A 17,840-nucleotide genomic window follows, 5' to 3' on the forward strand; every position below is an offset into this window, starting at 1 on the left:
GGATGTCCGGACAGACGCTGTGAGGCGGTGGTCGTGCGGGCTAGCCGGTGGTTCCCTCCAGCTCGTCGAGCAGTCGCGCGCGCTCCGCGTTGGCGCGGCGGGCGGCGGCGATCCGCCGCCACGCGTCCTCCTGGGCGCGCCGGTCGAGGGCGCGTCCGATGAGTGCTCCGAGGGCCGCCAGGATCCCGAGCCCGCCGATGGCGATTCCGATGGTCATCACGTCCGACCTCCTCGTCTACCTGTATACAGTTTGTATTACAGAGAATACACGGACCCGTCCGGCCCGCAAGAGACTTCGGTGACGAGGCCCGCGCGGGCCTCGATCGGCCCCGCCGGACGGCCACGAACGGCCTAGGCTGACCGCGTGAGCGCCAGCGCAGACACCACGACACGGCCGTCGGACGACGCGGACTCGTTCGCCTCCCTCGACCCGCGCACCGGCGCGGAGGTCGGGCGGTACCCGATCCACGACCGCGCGCACGTCCGCGCCGCGGTGGACGCGGCCGCAGAGGCCGCCACCTGGTGGGAAGGCCTCGGCTTCGCCGGACGCCGCAAGCGGCTGGCGAACTGGCGCAGGACGCTCGTCGCGCAGATCGACGGCCTCGCCCGCACCGTGCGCGAGGAGACCGGCAAGCCGTTCGACGATGCCCGCTTGGAGCTCGTGCTCGCGATCGACCACCTGGACTGGGCGTCGGCGAACGCGGAGAAGGTGCTCAAGAAGCGTTCCGTCTCGCCAGGGCTGCTGATGGCCAACCAGGCCGCGTCGCTCGCGTACCGCCCGTTCGGCGTGATCGGCGTGATCGGGCCGTGGAACTACCCGGTGTTCACGCCGATGGGCTCGATCGCCTACGCGCTGGCGGCGGGCAACGCCGTCGTGTTCAAGCCCAGCGAGCTCACGCCCGGCGTCGGGCACGCGCTGGCCCGGACGTTCGCCGAAGCCGTTCCGGACGCCGCGCAGCACCCGGTGTTCACGGTGGTCACAGGCAAGGGCGAGACCGGCGCGGAGCTCTGCCGTGCCCCGGGCGTCGGGAAGATCGCGTTCACCGGGTCGTCGGCGACCGGGCGGCGCGTGATGGCGACGGCGTCGGAGAACCTCGTGCCCGTCCTCATCGAGTGCGGCGGCAAGGACCCGCTGATCGTCGCGGCGGACGCCGACGTCGAGGCCGCGGCGGACGCCGCCGTGTGGGGCGGGATGTCGAACGCGGGCCAGACCTGCGTCGGTGTCGAGCGGGTGTACGCCGTCGAGTCGGTCGCCGACCGGTTCCTCGCCGCGGTGACCGCCAAGGCCAGGAGCCTGCGGGTCACCGCTACCGACGGTCCGGACGGCGATTTCGGGCCGATGACCATGCCCGCGCAGCTGGAGATCGTCCGCAGGCACGTGACCGACGCGCTGGAACGGGGCGGGCGCGCGGTCGTCGGGGGCGCGGACTCGGTCGGCGAGCGCTCCGTCGCGCCCGTCGTGATCGCCGACGTGCCGGAGGAGTCCTCTGCGGTGACAGAGGAGACGTTCGGACCGCTGCTCGTCGTGAACCGGGTCCCGGACGTCGACGAGGCCGTGCGCCGCGCCAACGCGACCGGCTACGGCCTGGGCGCGACCGTGTTCTCCGAGAAGCGGGGCGACGACATCGCGGCCCGCCTGCGCTGCGGCATGGTGTCGGTGAACGGGGTGATCTCGTTCGCCGGCATCCCGTCGCTGCCGTTCGGCGGCGTGGGCGAGTCCGGGTTCGGGCGGATCCACGGCGAGGACGGGCTGCGCGAGTTCACCCGCCCCCAGGCCGTCGCGCGCCAGCGGTTCGCACTGCCGATCGCGGTCACGAGCTTCAAGCGGACGGCCCGCGGCATGTCCACGCTGATCGGACTGGTGAAGGCCCGTCACGGACGCTGACCCGTCCGTAGGTCGGGTGGCGCAGGTCGCACGAGCACCCGTCGGCCCACGGTCGATGGCAGGATCGCGCGGAACCCTTGCAGCAACCAATGGAGGTCACAGCGTGGCACGCGAGTTCCGGACCGTCGGTGTGGTCGGCCTCGGCACGATGGGCGCGGGAATCGTCGAGGTGTTCGCCCGCGGAGGCCTGCAGGTCGTCGCCGTCGAGGTCGACGAGGAGGCCGGGCAGCGCGGCCGTTCGCACCTGGAGGCGTCCACCGGCCGCGCGGTCAGCCGCGGAAAGATGACCCAGGAGCAGGCCGACGAGCTGCTCGGACGCATCACGATCTCGACGTCGCTCTCCGCGCTGGCGGACGCCGCGCTCGTCGTCGAGGCGATCCCGGAGAGCCTGGAGGCCAAGGCGACGGTGTTCGCCGAGGTGGACGGCATCGTCGGCGAGGACACGATCCTCTGCTCGAACACCTCGTCGCTGTCGGTGACCGAGCTGGCCGTGCGCACGAAGCGCCCCGGCAAGGTCGTCGGGATGCACTTCTTCAACCCCGCTCCGGTGCAGAAGCTGGTCGAGGTCGTCCGCACGGTCGTCACCGAGCCGGACGTGATCGAGGACGTGCAGCGCTTCGCGGACTCGCTGGGCAAGGTCCCGGTCGTGATCGGCGACCGCGCCGGGTTCATCGCCAACGCGCTGCTGTTCGGCTACCTGAACCACGCCGCGAAGATGTACGCCGAGCGCTACGCGACGCGCGAGGACATCGACGCCGGCATGCGCTACGGCTGCGGCTACCCGATGGGCCCGCTCGCGCTGCTCGACCTGATCGGCCTGGACACCGCCTACGAGATCCTCGAGACGATGTACGGCGAGTCGCGCAACCTGCTGCACGCGCCGAACCCGGTGTTCAAGCAGATGATCACCGCGGGGCTGCTCGGCCGGAAGTCCGGTCGCGGCTTCTACACCTACGAGGCGCCGCACAGCTCGACCGTCGTCGCCGACGGCGAGACCCCGGCGTCGTCGGTGCCCGACGACGTCACGCTGCGCGACGTGAGCCGGGTCGGCGTCGTCGGCACCGGCACGATGGCCTGCGGCATCGTCGAGGTGTTCGCGAAGGCCGGGTACGACGTCGTCGTGCGCGGCCGCAGCGACTCCAAGGTCGAGGGCGCGATCGGCGCGATCCGCAAGTCGCTGGACAAGTCGGTCGCCCGCGGGCGCCTCGAGGAGTCCGACCGGGACGCGATCCTGGCCCGTGTCTCCGGCACGACGGCGCTGGAGGACTTCGCGGACGTCGACCTCGTCGTCGAGGCCGTCGCGGAGGAGCTCGACGTGAAGCGCGCGATGTTCGGCGCGCTCGACGACATCTGCAAGCCGGGCGCCATCCTGGCCACGACGACGTCGTCGCTGCCGGTCGTGGAGTGCGCGGCGGCCACGCAGCGTCCCGGCGACGTGATCGGCATGCACTTCTTCAACCCGGCACCGGCCATGAAGCTGGTCGAGGTCGTGTCCACGATCGGGACGTCGCGCGACGTCGCGGCGACCATCCTGCAGGTCTGCCATAAGCTCAAGAAGGTGCCGGTGAGCTGCGGCGACCGCGCCGGGTTCATCGTCAACGCGCTGCTGTTCCCGTACCTGAACGACGCCGTGAAGATGCTGGAGGCGCACTACGCCACGGCCGACGACATCGACTCGGCGATGAAGACCGGCTGTGCTCTGCCGATGGGCCCGTTCGAGCTGCTCGACGTCGTCGGCCTGGACGTGTCGCTGGCCATCGAGCGCTCGCTGCACGGCGAGTTCCGCCAGCCCGGCTTCGCCCCGGCCCCGCTGCTCGAGCACCTGGTCACGGCCGGGCGCCTCGGCCGCAAGACCGGGCACGGGTTCCGGGACTACACCTCCCGGTAGCCCTACAGCACATGGGACGTTCCCGCAGGCCCCGCCCCGCACAGCGTGGGCGGGGCCGTCCCGTGCCGCCTGCGCTCGGCGCGGGCATGCTCAACCGTCACGAGTCCGCCCGCGACGGCGAGTGGAACGTGCGGCACGTGCCCGGCAACGCGTCGGTGAAGGACTACCGCTGTCCTGGGTGCCAGCAACGGATCCCGGCGGGCGTCGGGCACGTCGTGACGTGGCCGGCCGACGAGACCGGGAGCGTCGAGGACCGCAGACACTGGCACCTGTCGTGCTGGAACGCCCGGTCCCGCCGGCGCCCGGGAGGACGCTGGTAAGGCCCTAGACGCGCGCGGTCCGTCGCGAGCGGGACTGGCCCTTCCAGCCGGCCTGCGGCCGCGGGGTGGGCGACGGCGTGCCGTCGGGCTCACCGGAGTCCTGCTCCGGAACGGCGCCCTCGGCCGTTGCGTCGTCCTCCTCCTCCGCGGAGACCGGTGCGGGTACGCCCTCCGGATCCGCGTTGACGGCCTCCAGCTCGCTGTCGATCGTCGCCCGCGCCCGGCGCAGCTGCTCGGAGACCTGGCCGCGCAGCCCGTTCAGGCGCTCGAGCTCGCGGTAGGCGTCCGCGGTGATCTCGACGGCCCCCTGCTCGGCGTCCTCGATCGTCGTGCGGGCGGCGGCGGACGCCTCCGAACGGATGCGCTCGGCCTCCTGCTCGGACTCCCGACGCCGGGCGGCGATCTCGTCGACGAGCGCGGCCCGCTCGGCCACGAGCGCGCTGAGGGCCTCCTGGCGCCGCTGATCCATCGCGACCGCGAAGTCCCGCTCGACCCGTGTCCGCCGTGCGTCCGACTCGGACTGCAGACGGGCGCGCTCCCGCTCGGCCGCCGTTGCCGCCTCGGTGATCTCCCGGCGGGACGTCTCCTGCGCCTCGGACAGCTCGCGCTCGACCCGTCCGCGCTGGTCGGCGAGCTCCTCCTCGGTCGCCCTGCGCTGCTCGGTCAGCTCCTGCTCGGTGCGGTGCCGGTCCGCGGCGAGCTCGCGTGCGGTCCGGTCCTGCAGATCGTGGATCTCCCGCTCCGCAACGGCCTTGCGTTCGGCCAGCTCCGCGCGTTGCGTCTCGGCGGTCTGCTCCAGGCGCTGGACCTCGATCCGCGCGTCCCCGACGATCTGCTGGGCGTGCTCCTCGGCGGCCCGGCGCTGCTCGCCGATCTCGGCGTCCGCGCGGCGGTGCATCTCGGCGACCTCGTCCTCGGCCAGCCGCAGCATCGACCGCAGGCGCTCGCTCATCCCCTGGACGCTCTGCGGCGGCCCGGCGAGGCGGTTCACCTGCTGCTGCATCGCCTCGGTGCGGGAACGGGCCTCGTCGAGCTCGTGGCCGAGCCGCGCGTTCTGGGCGACGGCCGCGTCCCGGTCCGCGACGAGCATCCGGACCTCGGCGTCGAGCCGCCGCAGGTGGGCGTCCACCTGGGTCTGGTCGTAGCCGCGCCGGGCCACGTCGAAGCCGGTCCGGGGCACCTGAGCGTTGGGGTCGCCGACCATGGGCCCACCGTACCGCCGTGACCCGCGATCGCGGTGTGTACACGGCGAGAGGGTGGCGTTCCGCACCGTGATGGCGCGAACGGCCCGTCCGGATGATCTCCGGCGGGCCGTCGCGTGCGGAACGTGCTGATCAGCCGTGATCAGACCCCACGGAAGCGGTTGATCTCGGCGAGGTGCCGCTCGCGCATCTCCGGGTTGGTGACACCCAGACCCTCCTCGGGGGCCAGCGCGAGCACGCCGACCTTGCCCTGGTGCAGGTTCTGGTGCACGTCGTTCGCCGCCTGGCCGGTCTCGGACAGCGGGTACACCCGGGACAGCGTCGGGTGGACCATGCCCTTGGCGATCAGGCGGTTGGCCTCCCACGCCTCGCGGTAGTTGGCGAAGTGCGAGCCGACGATCCGCTTCAGGTTCATCCACAGGTAGCGGTTGTCGTACTCGTGCATGTAGCCCGACGTCGAGGCGCAGGTGACGATCTGGCCGCCCTTGCGCGTCACGTAGACGCTCGCGCCGAACGTCTCGCGGCCCGGGTGCTCGAACACGATGTCCGGGTCGTCGCCGCCGGTCAGCTCACGGATCTTGGCGCCGAAGCGCTTCCACTCCCTGGGGTCCTGGGTCGACGGGTCGGACCAGAACTTGTAGCCCTCCGCGTTGCGGTCGATGACCAGCTCGGCGCCCATGTCGTGGCAGATCTTCGCCTTCTCCGGCGAGGAGACGACGCAGACCGGCGTCGCACCGCCGTTGAGCGCGAACTGGGTGGCGTAGGAGCCGAGGCCACCGGAGGCGCCCCAGATCAGGACGGTGTCGCCCTGCTTCATGTCGGCGCCGTTCTTGCTGACCAGCTGACGGTAGGCGGTCGAGTTGACCAGCCCGGGGCTGGCCGCCTCCTCCCAGCTCAGGTGCTCCGGCTTCGGCATCAGCTGGTTCGACTTCACCAGCGCCAGCTCGGCCAGGCCGCCGAAGTTCGTCTCGAAGCCCCAGATGCGCTGCTCCGGGTCCATCATCGTGTCCGCGTGCCCGTCCGGGCTCTCCAGCTCGACGGACAGGCAGTGCGCGACGACGCGGTCGCCGGGCTTCCACGAGTTCACGCCCGGTCCGGTGCGCACGACCACGCCCGCCAGGTCCGAGCCGACCACGTGGTAGGGCAGGTCGTGTCGCTTGGCCAGCGGGGAGAGCTTGCCGTAGCGGCGCAGGAACGCGAACGTGGACACCGGCTCGAAGATCGAGGTCCAGACGGTGTTGTAGTTGATGGCGCTGGCCATCACCGCCACGATCGCCTCGCCCGGCCCGAGCTCGGGGGTGGCGACCTCCTCGACCCGCAGGCTCTTGCGCGGGTCCTTGTCCCGCGTGTCCAGGCCCTCGAACATCTCGGCGTCCTCGGCGCGGACGGTGACCCCGTTGTAGTGCTCGGGCACGTCCAGCTTGCCGACGGCGTCGAAGTTCTCGGTCAGGATGGCGTCGCGGATCTCCTGCACGGCTGGCCTCCATGGCGTCGTTGCGGGCGGTCGGTCGGCGGACTGCTTGATATACCACAAGTTACCGCGCAGTATGGTAACCGCTCTGGCCGGTCGTCTACCCCGTACGCCCGCCGACGTGACGCAGGCCACTGGAGCGGGCGCCTGACCAGCTGTATAGGTGCGGCCTCGATCAGTGCTGGAGAGCGGCTGGTTCCACCAGCTCGACCAGCACGCCCCCGGCGTCCTTCGGGTGCACGAAGTTCACCCGGGAGTCGGACGTGCCGCGCTTCGGCTCGTCGTAGAGCATGCGGACGCCCTTGGCGCGCAGGGCGTCGCCGGCGGCGGCGACGTCGGTGACCCGGTAGGCCACCTGCTGCAGGCCCGGGCCGTTGCGGTCGATGAACTTGGCGATCGTGGACTGCTCGTTCAGTGGCGCGAGCAACTGGACCATCGCCGCGCCGCTCCGGTCGCCGGGTGCGGCCAGCATCGCCTCGCGCACGCCCTGCTCGGTGTTCGTCTCCTCGTGCGTGGAGACCAGGCCGAGCGTGTCGGCGTACCAGCGGATCGCCTCGTCCAGGTCGGGGACCGCGATCCCGACGTGGTCCACGGCCACGACCAGCCCCTGGAGTGCGTCATCGGTGGGTGCCATGGCCGGAGACGGTAGCGTGCCTACCCGCCGGTAGGCCCGTCCGGAAGCTCTGTGCCACTGCTCACCCCCTACGTCGGGGGAGGCTGCGACACCCGGGTGCCGGTTACGGTGTTCGTCAATCACACGCACCATCGACGCCGCTGGAGGCCGCCGTGTCCGGAACCGTGATCGTCGCCGGGGCCCGTACCCCGATGGGCCGTCTGCTCGGCTCACTGAAGGGCTTCTCCGGAGCCCAGCTGGGCGGGGTCGCCATCAAGGCCGCGCTGGAGCGCGCCGGCGTCTCCGGCGACCAGGTCCAGTACACGATCATGGGCCAGGTCCTGACGGCCGGCGCAGGTCAGATCCCGGCCCGTCAGGCCGCCGTCGCGGGCGGGATCCCGATGGACGTGCCGGCGCTGACGATCAACAAGGTCTGCCTGTCCGGCATCGACGCGATCGCGCTGGCCGACCAGCTGATCCGCGCCGGTGAGTTCGACATCGTCGTGGCGGGCGGCCAGGAGTCGATGACCCAGGCCCCGCACATGCTCGGCAAGTCCCGCGAGGGCATCAAGTTCGGCGACACCACGCTCGTCGACCACATGCAGTACGACGGCCTGTTCTGCGCGTTCGACCAGGTCGCGATGGGCGCGTCCACCGAGAAGCACAACGCGAAGTACGACATCACGCGCCAGGACCAGGACGAGTTCTCCGCCCGCAGCCACCAGCTCGCCGCGAAGGCCGCCGAGAACGGGATCTTCGACGAGGAGATCACCCCGGTCGAGATCCCCCAGCGCAAGGGCGACCCGATCTCGTTCGCCACCGACGAGGGCGTCCGCGGCGACACCACGGCCGAGGGCCTGGGCAAGCTGAAGCCGGCGTTCTCCTCGGACGGCACGATCACCGCGGGCTCCGCCTCGCAGATCTCCGACGGCGCCGCCGCGGTCGTGGTGATGAGCAAGGCCAAGGCCGAGGAGCTGGGCCTGAGCTGGATCGCCGAGATCGGCGCGCACGGCGTCGTCGCCGGCCCGGACGCGAGCCTGCAGGAGCAGCCGGCCAACGCGATCCTCAAGGCCTGCGAGAAGGAGGGCATCTCCGTCGACGACCTCGACCTCGTCGAGATCAACGAGGCGTTCGCCGCCGTCGGTGTCGTGTCCACCCGCAAGCTCGGCATCTCCGAGGACAAGGTCAACGTCGACGGCGGCGCGATCGCGCTCGGCCACCCGATCGGCATGTCCGGCGCCCGGATCGCGCTGCACCTGGCGCTCCGCCTCAGGGCGCAGGGCGGTGGCGTCGGTGCGGCCGCGCTGTGCGGCGGTGGCGGCCAGGGCGACGCCCTGATCGTGCGCGTCCCGAAGTCCTGACGGCGGGGGAGCGGCGGTGGCAGCAGATCCCGGCGAGCTGGTCGCGCGGGCACGCGACGGCGAGCACCGGGCCGTCGCGCGCCTGATCTCGCTGGTGGAGAACGCCAGCCCGCAGTTGCGCGAGGTCACCGCCGCTCTCGCCCCGCACACCGGGCACGCCCAGATCGTCGGGCTGACCGGATCACCCGGCGTCGGCAAGTCCACGACGACGTCGGTGCTGGTCAGCGAGCTGCGTGCGCGTGGCAAGCGGGTCGGGGTGCTGGCCGTCGACCCGTCGTCGCCGTTCAGCGGCGGCGCGCTGCTCGGCGACCGGGTGCGGATGGGTGACCACGCCACCGACGACGGCGTGTTCATCCGCTCGATGGCCACCCGGGGGCATCTGGGTGGCCTGGCCTGGGCGACGCCGCAGGCCCTGCGCGTGCTCGACGCGGCGGGCTGCGACGTCGTGCTGGTCGAGACCGTCGGTGTCGGACAGTCCGAGGTGGACGTCGTCGGACTGGCCGACACGGCCGTCGTGCTGCTGGCACCCGGGATGGGCGACGGCGTGCAGGCCGCCAAGGCCGGGATCCTCGAGATCGGCGACGTGTTCGTCGTGAACAAGGCCGACCGGGACGGCGCCCGCCAGACCGTGCGCGAGCTGAAGAACATGCTGACGCTCCGCGACGGCAGCGACGAGTGGTCCCCGCCCGTCCTGCGCACCGTCGCGGCCAGGGCCGAGGGGCTGGACGGGGTCGCCGACGCCGTCGCCGAGCACTTCGCGTGGAGCGAACGCACCGGTGCTCTGGCCCGGCGCCGGCGGCTGCGTGCCCGCAGCGAGATCGAGGCCATCGGACTGGACCAGGTGCGCACCCGGATGGAGGGCCTGCGCGGCGGCGACGCGCTCGACGGGCTGGCCGACCGCGTGCTCGCCGGCGAGATCGACCCCTACGCGGCCGCCGACGAGCTGCTGTCCCGCGCCTGAGGCGCGCCGTCCCACCACCCCGACGCTGCACCCACCCGAGGTGCCGGCGGCGGCGGGCCCGCTCAGTCGAAGTCGCCGGCGGCCCTGCGGACGTCGGTCAGCAGCGCGAACAGCTGGTCGCGCTGCTCGGTGGACAGGCCGGACAGACCGAAGTCGATCGCCGTCACGGACTCGGTCGCCTCGTCGAGACGCGTGCGGCCGTCGTCGGTCAGTTCGACGAGCGTCGCGCGCCGGTCCGTCGGGTGCGGCACCCGGCGGACGAGCCGGTCGTGCTGGAGGCGGTCGACGATGTTCGTGACGCTCGTCGGGTGCAGCTGCAACCGCTCGCCCATCACCCGCATCGGCAGGCTGCCCCGGCTGGCGAACCGCAGCAGCACCATCGCCTCGTAGCGGGCGAACGTCAGGCCGTGCGGACGGAGCGCGGCGTCGACGGCGGAGAGCAGGATCTGCTGCACCCGCATCACGCTGGTGACGGCGGCCATGCTCCCGGACGGCCCGATCCGCTCGTCCCACAGCTGTGCCGCGCGATGGATCGGGTCGAACGGCAGCGACCCCCTGTTCGCCATGATCCGGGACGCTAGCAGCGACGACGTCTCCCGGGCCGCCGGCAGTGGGTGGCAGGGTGGGCGCATGCTCTTCGCGTTCAGCATCGCCCCGTCCGGCGGCGACTCCGCCGACGGCGTCAGCGCCGCGGTCGCCGAGGCGGTCCGGGTGGTCCGCGAGTCCGGACTGCCCAACGAGACGACCTCGATGTTCACCACGATCGAGTCCGAGACCTGGGACGAGGGGATGGCGGTGGTCAAACGCGCCGTCGAGGTGGTGCAGGCCGTCGCGCCGCGGGTGAGCCTGGTGCTGAAGGCGGACATCCGCCCCGGGTACACCGGCCAGCTGACGTCGAAGGTCGAGCGGGTCGAGCAGGCGCTCCGCAACGCGCCGGAGACGCGATGAGCGACGCTCCGACGCGGTTCGTGCTGGTACACGGTGCGTGGCACCGCGGATCGTGCTGGGCGCCGCTGGTCGCCGACCTGGTCCGCCGCGGGTTCCGGGTGGAGGCGCCCGACATGCCGTCGGACACGTCCGGTCACGGCGCGCAGGACTACGCGGACACGGTGCTGGCCGCGCTCGGTCCCGGCCGGGAGCCGGTGGTGCTCGTCGGGCACTCGCTGGGTGGCCTGACCGTGCCGGTCGCGGCCGAGCGGCTCGGGCCCGGGCGGGTCACCGCGATGGTGCTGCTCGCGGCCATGACGCCGGTGCCGGGGACGTCGTTCATCGGGCGGCTGCGCGACGAGCCGGGTGTGATGGTCGAGGGCTACGACCGTGGCGTGCGCCGCGGCGAGGACGGGACCACGTACTGGCCGGCCGACGCGATCGCCGACGGCCTCTACCGCGGGGTGGCCGACGAGTCGTCGGACGCGGTCGTCGAGGCGGCCGCCGCGGGGCTGCGCCCGCAGGCGTGGACGATCGGGAAGGAGGTCACGCCCCTGCAGGCCTGGCCGGCCGCCCGCACGGTCGGGGTGGTCTGCGCGCAGGACCGCGTCGCCGACCCGGACGCGTTCCGGCGGGCGCTGGCGGACGTCCGCGCGGACGTCGTCGACCTGCCGGGCGGGCACTTCCCGATGCTCACCCGGACCGCCGAGCTCGGCGACGTACTGGAGGGCGTCGCCCACCCGGACGCGTGATCGACGGGGCGTTCCGCGCGTGCGGAGCGACCGTGCCAGGATGTCTGTCGTGTCACGTCCAGATCCTCGTCAGGCGGCTGCCCAGCGGGCGGCGGCGTCCTCGGCCATGGCCGGCGCGGTCGACCTCTCCGCACTGAAGGCCCGTTCTGAGGCCGCGAACCGTCCGCAGCAACCCGGCGGTGGCGCCGGTGGTGGTGGCGGCGGTGCCGGCGCGAGCCAGTACGTGGTCGAGGCGTCCGAGGCGAACTTCCAGGACGTCGTCGAACGCTCGGTCCAGGTCCCGGTCGTCATCGAGCTGTGGGCGAGCCGCTACCCGCGCGAGGAGCAGGTCTCCTCGGAGCTCGAGCGTCTCGCGACGAACGGCGGCGGTGCCTGGGTGCTGGCGCGCGTCGACATCGACCAGGCCCCGCGCATCGCGCAGGCGTTCGGCGTCCAGCAGGTCCCGATGATCGTGATCGTGGCCGGTGGGCAGCCGGTGGACGCGGTGAACGGTGCGATGCCGGACGCCCAGGCCGCACAGTGGGTGAAGTCCCTGCTGGACGCCCTGCGCGACCGGATGCCCGCGATCGCGGAGGGCGAGAAGCGAGCCGCCGCGGGCGGCGACGGCGACGGCGAGCCCGAGGAGGAGCCGGAGGACCCGCGCTTCACCGCGGCCGAGGACGCGCTCGAGGCGGGGGACTACGTCGCGGCCGAGGCCGCCTACCAGGCCATCCTGGACAGCGAGCCGGCCAACGAACAGGCGACCGCCGCGATCGCGCAGGTCCGGTTCCTGGCCCGCGCCGAGCAGGCCGACCCGACCGCGATCGAGCGTGCGGACGCCGCACCCGACGACGTCGACCTCCAGATCGCCGCCGCGGACGCGGAGATGGCGGCGGACCGCGTCGAGGACGCGTTCGGGCGCCTGGTCGCGACCGTCGGACGGACCGGGGGCGACGACCGGGACCGCGCCCGCGAGCACCTCGTCGGGCTGTTCGAGCTGTTCCCGGCGGACGACCCGCGGGTCACCACCGCCCGCCGGGCGCTGGCCCGCGCACTGTTCTGACCATTCCCCGTGACGACCGGGCGGCCCACCGGACGAGGGCGCTCGGCGTCGTCGCGCGCCTGGTCGCGGCGGCGGCCGTCGGGCTGGCCGTGGCGCTGCTGGCCGTCGGCAACACGCCGTTGCTGCTGCTGGTGCCGTCGACCGACATGCCGCGGATGCACGTCGACTTCGAGACGTTCCGCGCGTCGGCCGTGGCGTTGCTGCACGGCGGTGACATCTACGACGCGGGCGCCGTCCTGCACAACCTGAACCCGCCGGTGCTGGCCGCGATGTTCGCGCCGCTGGGGCTGCTGGACCCGGTCGTCGGGTACCGGATCCTGGTCGGGATCACGGTCCTGATCGCGGTCGGCTGCGTGCTGGCCACGACGCGCGAGCTCGGCATCGGGCGGTGGTGGGGCGGCCTCGCGCTGCTGGCGCTGCTGGCGTCGTCGCCGCTGCACGGGACGATCCTGCTCGGCCAGATCTACGGTCTGCTGCTGCTCGGCGTCACCGCGGGGTGGCTGGCCGAGCGTCGCGGGCACCCGTTGCTCGCCGCGGTGCTGTACGGCGTGACTGTCGCGGTGAAGCCGTCGCTGGCGCCGTTGTTGCTGCTCCCGGCGGTGCAGCGGCGCTGGCCGGAGTTCCGGGCCGGCCTGCTCGCCGCGGCGGCCGCGACGCTCGTGGGGCTCCTCGCCGCCGGGCCGTCGTCCGGGTGGCACTGGCTGCGGATGGTCCTCGCCGAACCGGTCGCGACGATCCCGGACAACGCGTCACTGCCCGGTCTCGCGATCCGCTGGGGACTGCCGTCGGTCGTCGGGACCGTGGTCGGCGGCCTGATCGTGGTCGGCACGCTGTGGTGGTTCCGGTCGCGCACCCTGCGCTACGGCCCGGACGCGGCGCACGGCACCGACCCGGCCGGGACGGCGCCGTGGGCGGTGCTGGCTGCCGGGCTGCTGGCCGCGCCGATCAGCTGGCACAACTACCTGATCCTGCTCTGGCCGGGCCTGCTGCTCGTGGTCGCGTCCGGACGGCAGGGGGACGCCCGGCGCGCCGTCGTCGCGGCGCTGTTCGCGCTGGCAACCGTCCCGGTGTCCTACGCCGACCTCTGGCCGGCCGGGAACCCGGTGTCCGCGGTCGCGCTGGCGCTCTACTCGGCGATCCTGGCGGTCACCTGGCTGACGCTGCTGCGCCCGGCCGTCGGACCGTCGGTGCCGGTCACCACGGCGTTGTCCGATTCCTTCCGCTCTGCGGAAGTCGTGCCGCGACCACCGGGCTGACTCGCGCACACTCCCGCACCGACACGTCGGCGTGCGAGGAGGCGGCCATGGCGGACACGACGACCGCGTACCGGGGGTGGGTGGCGCCACTGTGCTGGGCCGCCGTCGCCCTCGAGGGGTTCGACCTGGTGGTGCTCGGCGTCGTGCTGCCGTCGCTGCTGAAGGAGCCGTCCTGGGGGCTGACCGCGTCCGGCGCGTCGGCGATCTCGGCGATCGGCCTGGTCGGCGTCATGGTCGGTGCGCTGGCGGCGGGCCCGCTCGCGGACCGGCTCGGCAGGCGGCGGGCGATGGTGTGGACCGTCGTGGCCTTCTCCGTGGTGACGCTGCTGTGCGCGTTCGCGACCGGCCCGCTGATGTTCGGCGCGCTGCGGTTCCTGGCCGGTCTCGGGCTCGGCGGGGTCCTGCCGGTGGCGCTGGCGATGGTCGCCGAGTCCGGTGGCGCCGGTCGCAGCGGACGTGCGACGACCGTCCTGATGACCGGCTACCACGCGGGCGCGGTGCTGACCGCCCTGCTCGGCCGCCTGCTGATCGAGCCGTACGGGTGGCAGATCCTGTTCGTGCTCGGTGCCCTGCCCGCCGTCGTCCTCGTGCCATTGCTGGCCCTGCGGCTGCCGGACACGGCCCCCGCCGCCCCGGCGCCGGACGCCCGCGAGACACGCAACCCGATGGCCCAGCTGGTCCGCGGCGGGTTCCTGGGATCGTCGATCGCGTTCTGGGTCGCGTCGTTCATGGGCCTGCTGCTGGTCTACGGCCTGAACACGTGGCTCCCGGTGATCATGCTCGCGGCCGGGTACGAGCTGACCAACGCGCTGCTGCAGCTGCTCGTGCTCAACGTCGGTGCCGTGCTCGGCCTGCTGGTGGCCGGCCGCGTCGCCGACCGGATCGGCATGCGCCGCGCCGCGATCGTCTGGTTCACGACGGCCGCGCTGTTCCTCGCGCTGCTCTCGATCCGCCTGCCCGGCGCCGCCGTCTACGTCGGCGTCCTGTTGGCGGGCGTGTTCGTGTTCAGCTCGCAGGTGATCGTCTACGCCTACGTCGGCAGGCACTACCCGGCGCACGCCCGCGCGTCCGCGCTCGGGGCCGCGAGCGGAATCGGACGGCTCGGGGCGATCTCCGGTCCGCTGATCGCCGGCTCGCTCGTCGCGGCCGGGATCGCGTACCCGTGGGGCTTCTACGTGTTCGCCGCCGTCGCGCTGGCCGGTGCGGTCGCGATCGTGGCCGTGCGCAGGCGGGACGCGGCGGACGACCGCGAGATCGAGCCGTCCGCCCCGTCCGCTCCGCCGGCGGGCTGAGCGACCGGGCTCAGCGTCCGGGAGTCAGTCCGACGACGTCCCGCCGGTGTCCGACGTCCCGGTCCCGGACGTCCCGGTGACGAACGAGCCGGTCCGCACGGCCCGGACACCGGGCGCCCCGGTGGCCGTCGGGGTCACGGTCGGCGACGCCGTCGCGGGGCCCTCGGGAGCCGCGTCGTCGGCGTCGTCGGTCCCGGAGCTCCCGGCCGCGTTGATCTCGACGCCGGACGACTCCGTCGCAGATCCCGACGCTCGTGGTTCGACGGCCGCGGTGTCGCCCACGGCCTCGGTGTCGGCCACGGCTTCGGTGTCGGCCACGGCTTCGGTGTCGGCCACGGCTTCGGTGTCGGCCACGGCTTCGGTGTCGGCCACGGCTTCGGTGTCGGCCACGGCTTCGGTGTCGGCCACGGCTTCGGTGTCGGCCACGGCGTCGGGAGCCGTGTCGGGCCCGGTGCCGGCTGCCCCGCCGGGCGGGGTCTCGGGCACGGCGTCGTCCGGAGTGGCAGGCGCCGGGACGTCCGTGTCCTCCGGCGTCGGCGGGATCTGACCGGCGGGCACCGACGGCGGCAGCGCGGACGTCGTGGCCGGGGCCTCCTGGGACAGGACGGCGCCGCCGGAGTCGGCCGGGACCAGCCACAACACACCGGACGGCGGCAGGCGCAGCGACGCGGAGGCGGGCTGCCCGTGCCACATCACCGGCTCCGCGACGACCGACCCCAGGTTCCCGACGCCCGACCCGCCGTAGCTCTCGGCGTCGGTGTTCAGCACCTCGGTCCAGCGGCCGGGGAACGGCAGCCCGACCCGGTAGTTCTCGTTCGGCGCCCCGGAGAAGTTCGCGACGCAGGCCAGCACGGTCGGGCGACCCTCGTCGTCGGTGCCGTGGCGCAGGAAGCTGAGCACGTTGCCCGCCGCGTCGTTGGCGTCGATCCACGCGAAGCCGTCCGGAGTGGTGTCCTTGCGCCACAACGCCGAATGGTCGCGGTACATCCGGTTCAGGTCGCCGACGAGCGTCTTGCACCCGCCGTGCAGCGGGTCGGCCAGCAGGTGCCAGTCCAGCGACCGCTGCTCGGACCACTCCCTCGGCTGCCCGAACTCAGCCCCCATGAACAGCAGCTGCTTACCGGGGTGGGCCCACATGTAGGCGAGCAGCGCGCGCACACCGGCGGCCTTGTTCCACTCGTCGCCCGGCATCCGGGTCCACAGCGAACCCTTGCCGTGCACGACCTCGTCGTGGCTGATCGGCAGGACGTAGTTCTCGCTGAACGCGTACATCAGCGAGAACGTCATCTGGTTGTGGTGGTAGCTGCGATGCACCGGGTCGTGCGCCAGATAGTCCAGCGTGTCGTGCATCCAGCCCATGTTCCACTTGAACCCGAACCCGAGTCCGCCCATGTAGGTCGGGCGGGTCACGCCGGGCCACGCCGTGGACTCCTCGGCGATCGTCACGACGCCGGGGTGCTCCCGGTAGACGGTCGCGTTCATCTCCTGCAGGAACGCGACCGCGTCCAGGTTTTCCCGTCCACCGTGGACGTTCGGGAGCCACTGCCCGTCGGCGCGTGAGTAGTCCAGGTAGAGCATCGACGCGACGGCGTCCACCCGCAGGCCGTCCAGGTGGAACGACTCCAGCCAGTACAGCGCGTTCGCGACCAGGAAGTTCTTCACCTCCGGACGCCCGAAGTCGAACACGAGCGTGCCCCAGTCCGGCTGCTCACCGCGGCGCGGGTCGGCGTGCTCGTAGCAGGGCGTGCCGTCGAAGCGGGCCAGCGCCCACTCGTCGCGCGGGAAGTGCGCCGGCACCCAGTCGACGATCACGCCGTAGCCCGCCCGGTGCAGCGTGTCGACGAAGTACCGGAAGTCGTCCGGGGTGCCGAAGCGCGCCGTCGGGGCGTAGTAGGACGTGACCTGGTAGCCCCAGGATCCGCCGAACGGGTGCTCGGCCACCGGCAGCAGCTCGACGTGCGTGAAGCCGGTCTCGGACAGGTAGGTGACCAGGCGGTCGGCGATCTCCCGGTAGTCCAGCCCCGGCACCCAGGAGCCGAGGTGCAGCTCGTAGACGCTCATCGGCTCGGCGTGCGGCGCCCTGGTCGCGCGGGCGGCCATCCACTCGTCGTCGCCCCACTCGTGGACCGGCGCGGTGACCACGGACGCCTGCCGCGGCGGGATCTCGGTCGCGAACGCCATCGGGTCGGCCTTGTCCCGCCACACGCCGTCCTCGCCGAGGATCCGGAACTTGTAGCGGGACCCGACACCGACGTCCGGCAGGAAGATCTCCCAGACCCCGGAGCCGCCGAGCGAGCGCATCGGCAGCGCCCAGCCGGCCCAGCCGTCGAAGTCACCGGTGACGCGCACGCCCTGCGCGCTCGGGGCCCACACCGCGAAGCTCGTGCCGGTGACCGGGCCGGACGCCGTGTCGTAGCGCTGCAGGTGCGCGCCGAGCACGTCCCAGAGACGTTCGTGGCGGCCCTCGCCGATCAGGTGCAGGTCGACCTCGCCGAGGGTCGGCAGCCAGCGGTACGGGTCGTCGACGACCATCTCGCCGTCCACGCCGTGGTCGACGAGCAGGCGGTAGTCCCCGCCGGAGCCGGGGACGACACCGGAGAACAGGCCCGCGTCGTGCACCTTGACCAGCTCGTGCGCGAGCTCGCGCTCTCCGTTGGGCAGCACGTGCACCGCGTCGGCGTGGGGGCGCAGGACCCGGACGACCGTGCCGTCGGCGTGCGGGTGGGCGCCGAGCACGGCGTGCGGGTCGTGGTGGGCACCACCCAGGAGCCGGTCGGTCGTCGCCTGGTCCGGGGGGCAGGGGTCGATCGCGCGCGTCTCCTCTTGCGTCACCTGCGGAACCGTACTGCGACCGGGTCATGGTCGCCCGT

At 72.9% G+C, this 17,840-nt stretch carries 15 protein-coding genes and 1 pseudogene; 10 read left to right on the forward strand and 6 right to left on the reverse strand.

Annotated elements, in window-relative coordinates; genetic code table 11:
- Nucleotides 1–40: 40 nt before the first annotated feature.
- Nucleotides 41–217, reverse strand: a complete 177-nt coding sequence (locus EV378_RS35485; protein ID WP_165922442.1) for a hypothetical protein — start codon at nt 215–217, stop codon at nt 41–43.
- A 147-nt stretch (nt 218–364) separates the two neighbouring features.
- Between EV378_RS35485 and EV378_RS23475 the strand changes: the two genes are divergently transcribed.
- The 3 genes from EV378_RS23475 to EV378_RS23485 all read left to right on the forward strand — a co-directional run bounded on the left by EV378_RS23475 (nt 365) and on the right by EV378_RS23485 (nt 4,093).
- Nucleotides 365–1,885 carry an aldehyde dehydrogenase family protein gene (locus tag EV378_RS23475; protein WP_132429609.1) on the forward strand — a complete coding sequence of 507 codons (1,521 nt, stop codon included), beginning with the start codon at nt 365–367 and terminating at the stop codon, nt 1,883–1,885.
- A 103-nt stretch (nt 1,886–1,988) separates the two neighbouring features.
- Nucleotides 1,989–3,773, forward strand: a complete 1,785-nt coding sequence (locus EV378_RS23480; protein ID WP_132429610.1) for a 3-hydroxyacyl-CoA dehydrogenase family protein — start codon at nt 1,989–1,991, stop codon at nt 3,771–3,773.
- A gap of 11 nt (nt 3,774–3,784) precedes the next feature.
- Entirely contained in the window at nt 3,785–4,093 is a 309-nt protein-coding gene (locus EV378_RS23485) for a hypothetical protein (protein ID WP_481404379.1), read from the forward strand.
- Between the two features lie 4 nt (nt 4,094–4,097).
- Here the strand turns inward: EV378_RS23485 and EV378_RS23490 are convergent, their stop codons facing one another.
- From EV378_RS23490 to mce, 3 genes are all read right to left on the reverse strand, one after another.
- Nucleotides 4,098–5,297, reverse strand: a complete 1,200-nt coding sequence (locus EV378_RS23490) for a coiled-coil domain-containing protein (RefSeq protein ID WP_132429611.1) — start codon at nt 5,295–5,297, stop codon at nt 4,098–4,100.
- A 140-nt stretch (nt 5,298–5,437) separates the two neighbouring features.
- Nucleotides 5,438–6,769, reverse strand: a complete 1,332-nt coding sequence (ccrA, locus tag EV378_RS23495) for a crotonyl-CoA carboxylase/reductase (protein ID WP_132429612.1) — start codon at nt 6,767–6,769, stop codon at nt 5,438–5,440.
- 172 nt (nt 6,770–6,941) lie between these two features.
- Nucleotides 6,942–7,400 carry a methylmalonyl-CoA epimerase gene (mce, locus tag EV378_RS23500; RefSeq protein ID WP_132429613.1) on the reverse strand — a complete coding sequence of 153 codons (459 nt, stop codon included), beginning with the start codon at nt 7,398–7,400 and terminating at the stop codon, nt 6,942–6,944.
- Between the two features lie 152 nt (nt 7,401–7,552).
- Between mce and EV378_RS23505 the strand changes: the two genes are divergently transcribed.
- A complete protein-coding gene (locus EV378_RS23505; RefSeq protein ID WP_132429614.1) occupies nt 7,553–8,740 on the forward strand; it encodes an acetyl-CoA C-acetyltransferase in 1,188 nt (395 codons plus the stop codon).
- Between the two features lie 16 nt (nt 8,741–8,756).
- Nucleotides 8,757–9,701: a methylmalonyl Co-A mutase-associated GTPase MeaB gene (gene meaB / locus EV378_RS23510; protein ID WP_132429615.1), complete on the forward strand. Its 945-nt coding sequence runs from the start codon at nt 8,757–8,759 to the stop codon at nt 9,699–9,701.
- A 62-nt stretch (nt 9,702–9,763) separates the two neighbouring features.
- Here the strand turns inward: meaB and EV378_RS23515 are convergent, their stop codons facing one another.
- Complete coding sequence (locus EV378_RS23515) at nt 9,764–10,267, reverse strand: MarR family winged helix-turn-helix transcriptional regulator (RefSeq protein ID WP_132429616.1); 504 nt, start codon at nt 10,265–10,267, stop codon at nt 9,764–9,766.
- A 64-nt stretch (nt 10,268–10,331) separates the two neighbouring features.
- Between EV378_RS23515 and EV378_RS23520 the strand changes: the two genes are divergently transcribed.
- From EV378_RS23520 to EV378_RS23540, 5 genes are all read left to right on the forward strand, one after another.
- Nucleotides 10,332–10,649 (forward strand): thiamine-binding protein, encoded by a 318-nt coding sequence (locus tag EV378_RS23520; protein WP_132429617.1) that lies wholly within the window; start codon nt 10,332–10,334, stop codon nt 10,647–10,649.
- Nucleotides 10,646–11,380, forward strand: coding sequence for an alpha/beta fold hydrolase (locus tag EV378_RS23525; protein WP_132429618.1), 735 nt, complete (start codon nt 10,646–10,648; stop codon nt 11,378–11,380). The genes EV378_RS23520 and EV378_RS23525 overlap by 4 nt, the downstream gene beginning before the upstream one ends.
- Nucleotides 11,381–11,429: 49 nt before the next feature.
- A complete protein-coding gene (locus EV378_RS23530; protein ID WP_243653733.1) occupies nt 11,430–12,422 on the forward strand; it encodes a tetratricopeptide repeat protein in 993 nt (330 codons plus the stop codon).
- A gap of 89 nt (nt 12,423–12,511) precedes the next feature.
- The gene (locus EV378_RS23535; protein ID WP_132429619.1) at nt 12,512–13,678 is read left to right on the forward strand and encodes a glycosyltransferase family 87 protein; all 1,167 of its coding nucleotides are present in this window, start codon (nt 12,512–12,514) and stop codon (nt 13,676–13,678) included.
- A gap of 47 nt (nt 13,679–13,725) precedes the next feature.
- Nucleotides 13,726–14,970 (forward strand): MFS transporter, encoded by a 1,245-nt coding sequence (locus tag EV378_RS23540; protein WP_132429620.1) that lies wholly within the window; start codon nt 13,726–13,728, stop codon nt 14,968–14,970.
- A 627-nt stretch (nt 14,971–15,597) separates the two neighbouring features.
- Here EV378_RS23540 and glgB read toward each other — a convergent pair.
- Nucleotides 15,598–17,802 (reverse strand): annotated as a pseudogene (gene glgB / locus EV378_RS23550) (1,4-alpha-glucan branching protein GlgB); the annotation flags it as partial.
- Between the last annotated feature and the right edge of the window lie 38 nt (nt 17,803–17,840).

This window comes from Pseudonocardia endophytica (assembly GCF_004339565.1).
Classification (GTDB): Bacteria; Actinomycetota; Actinomycetes; order Mycobacteriales; family Pseudonocardiaceae; genus Pseudonocardia; species Pseudonocardia endophytica.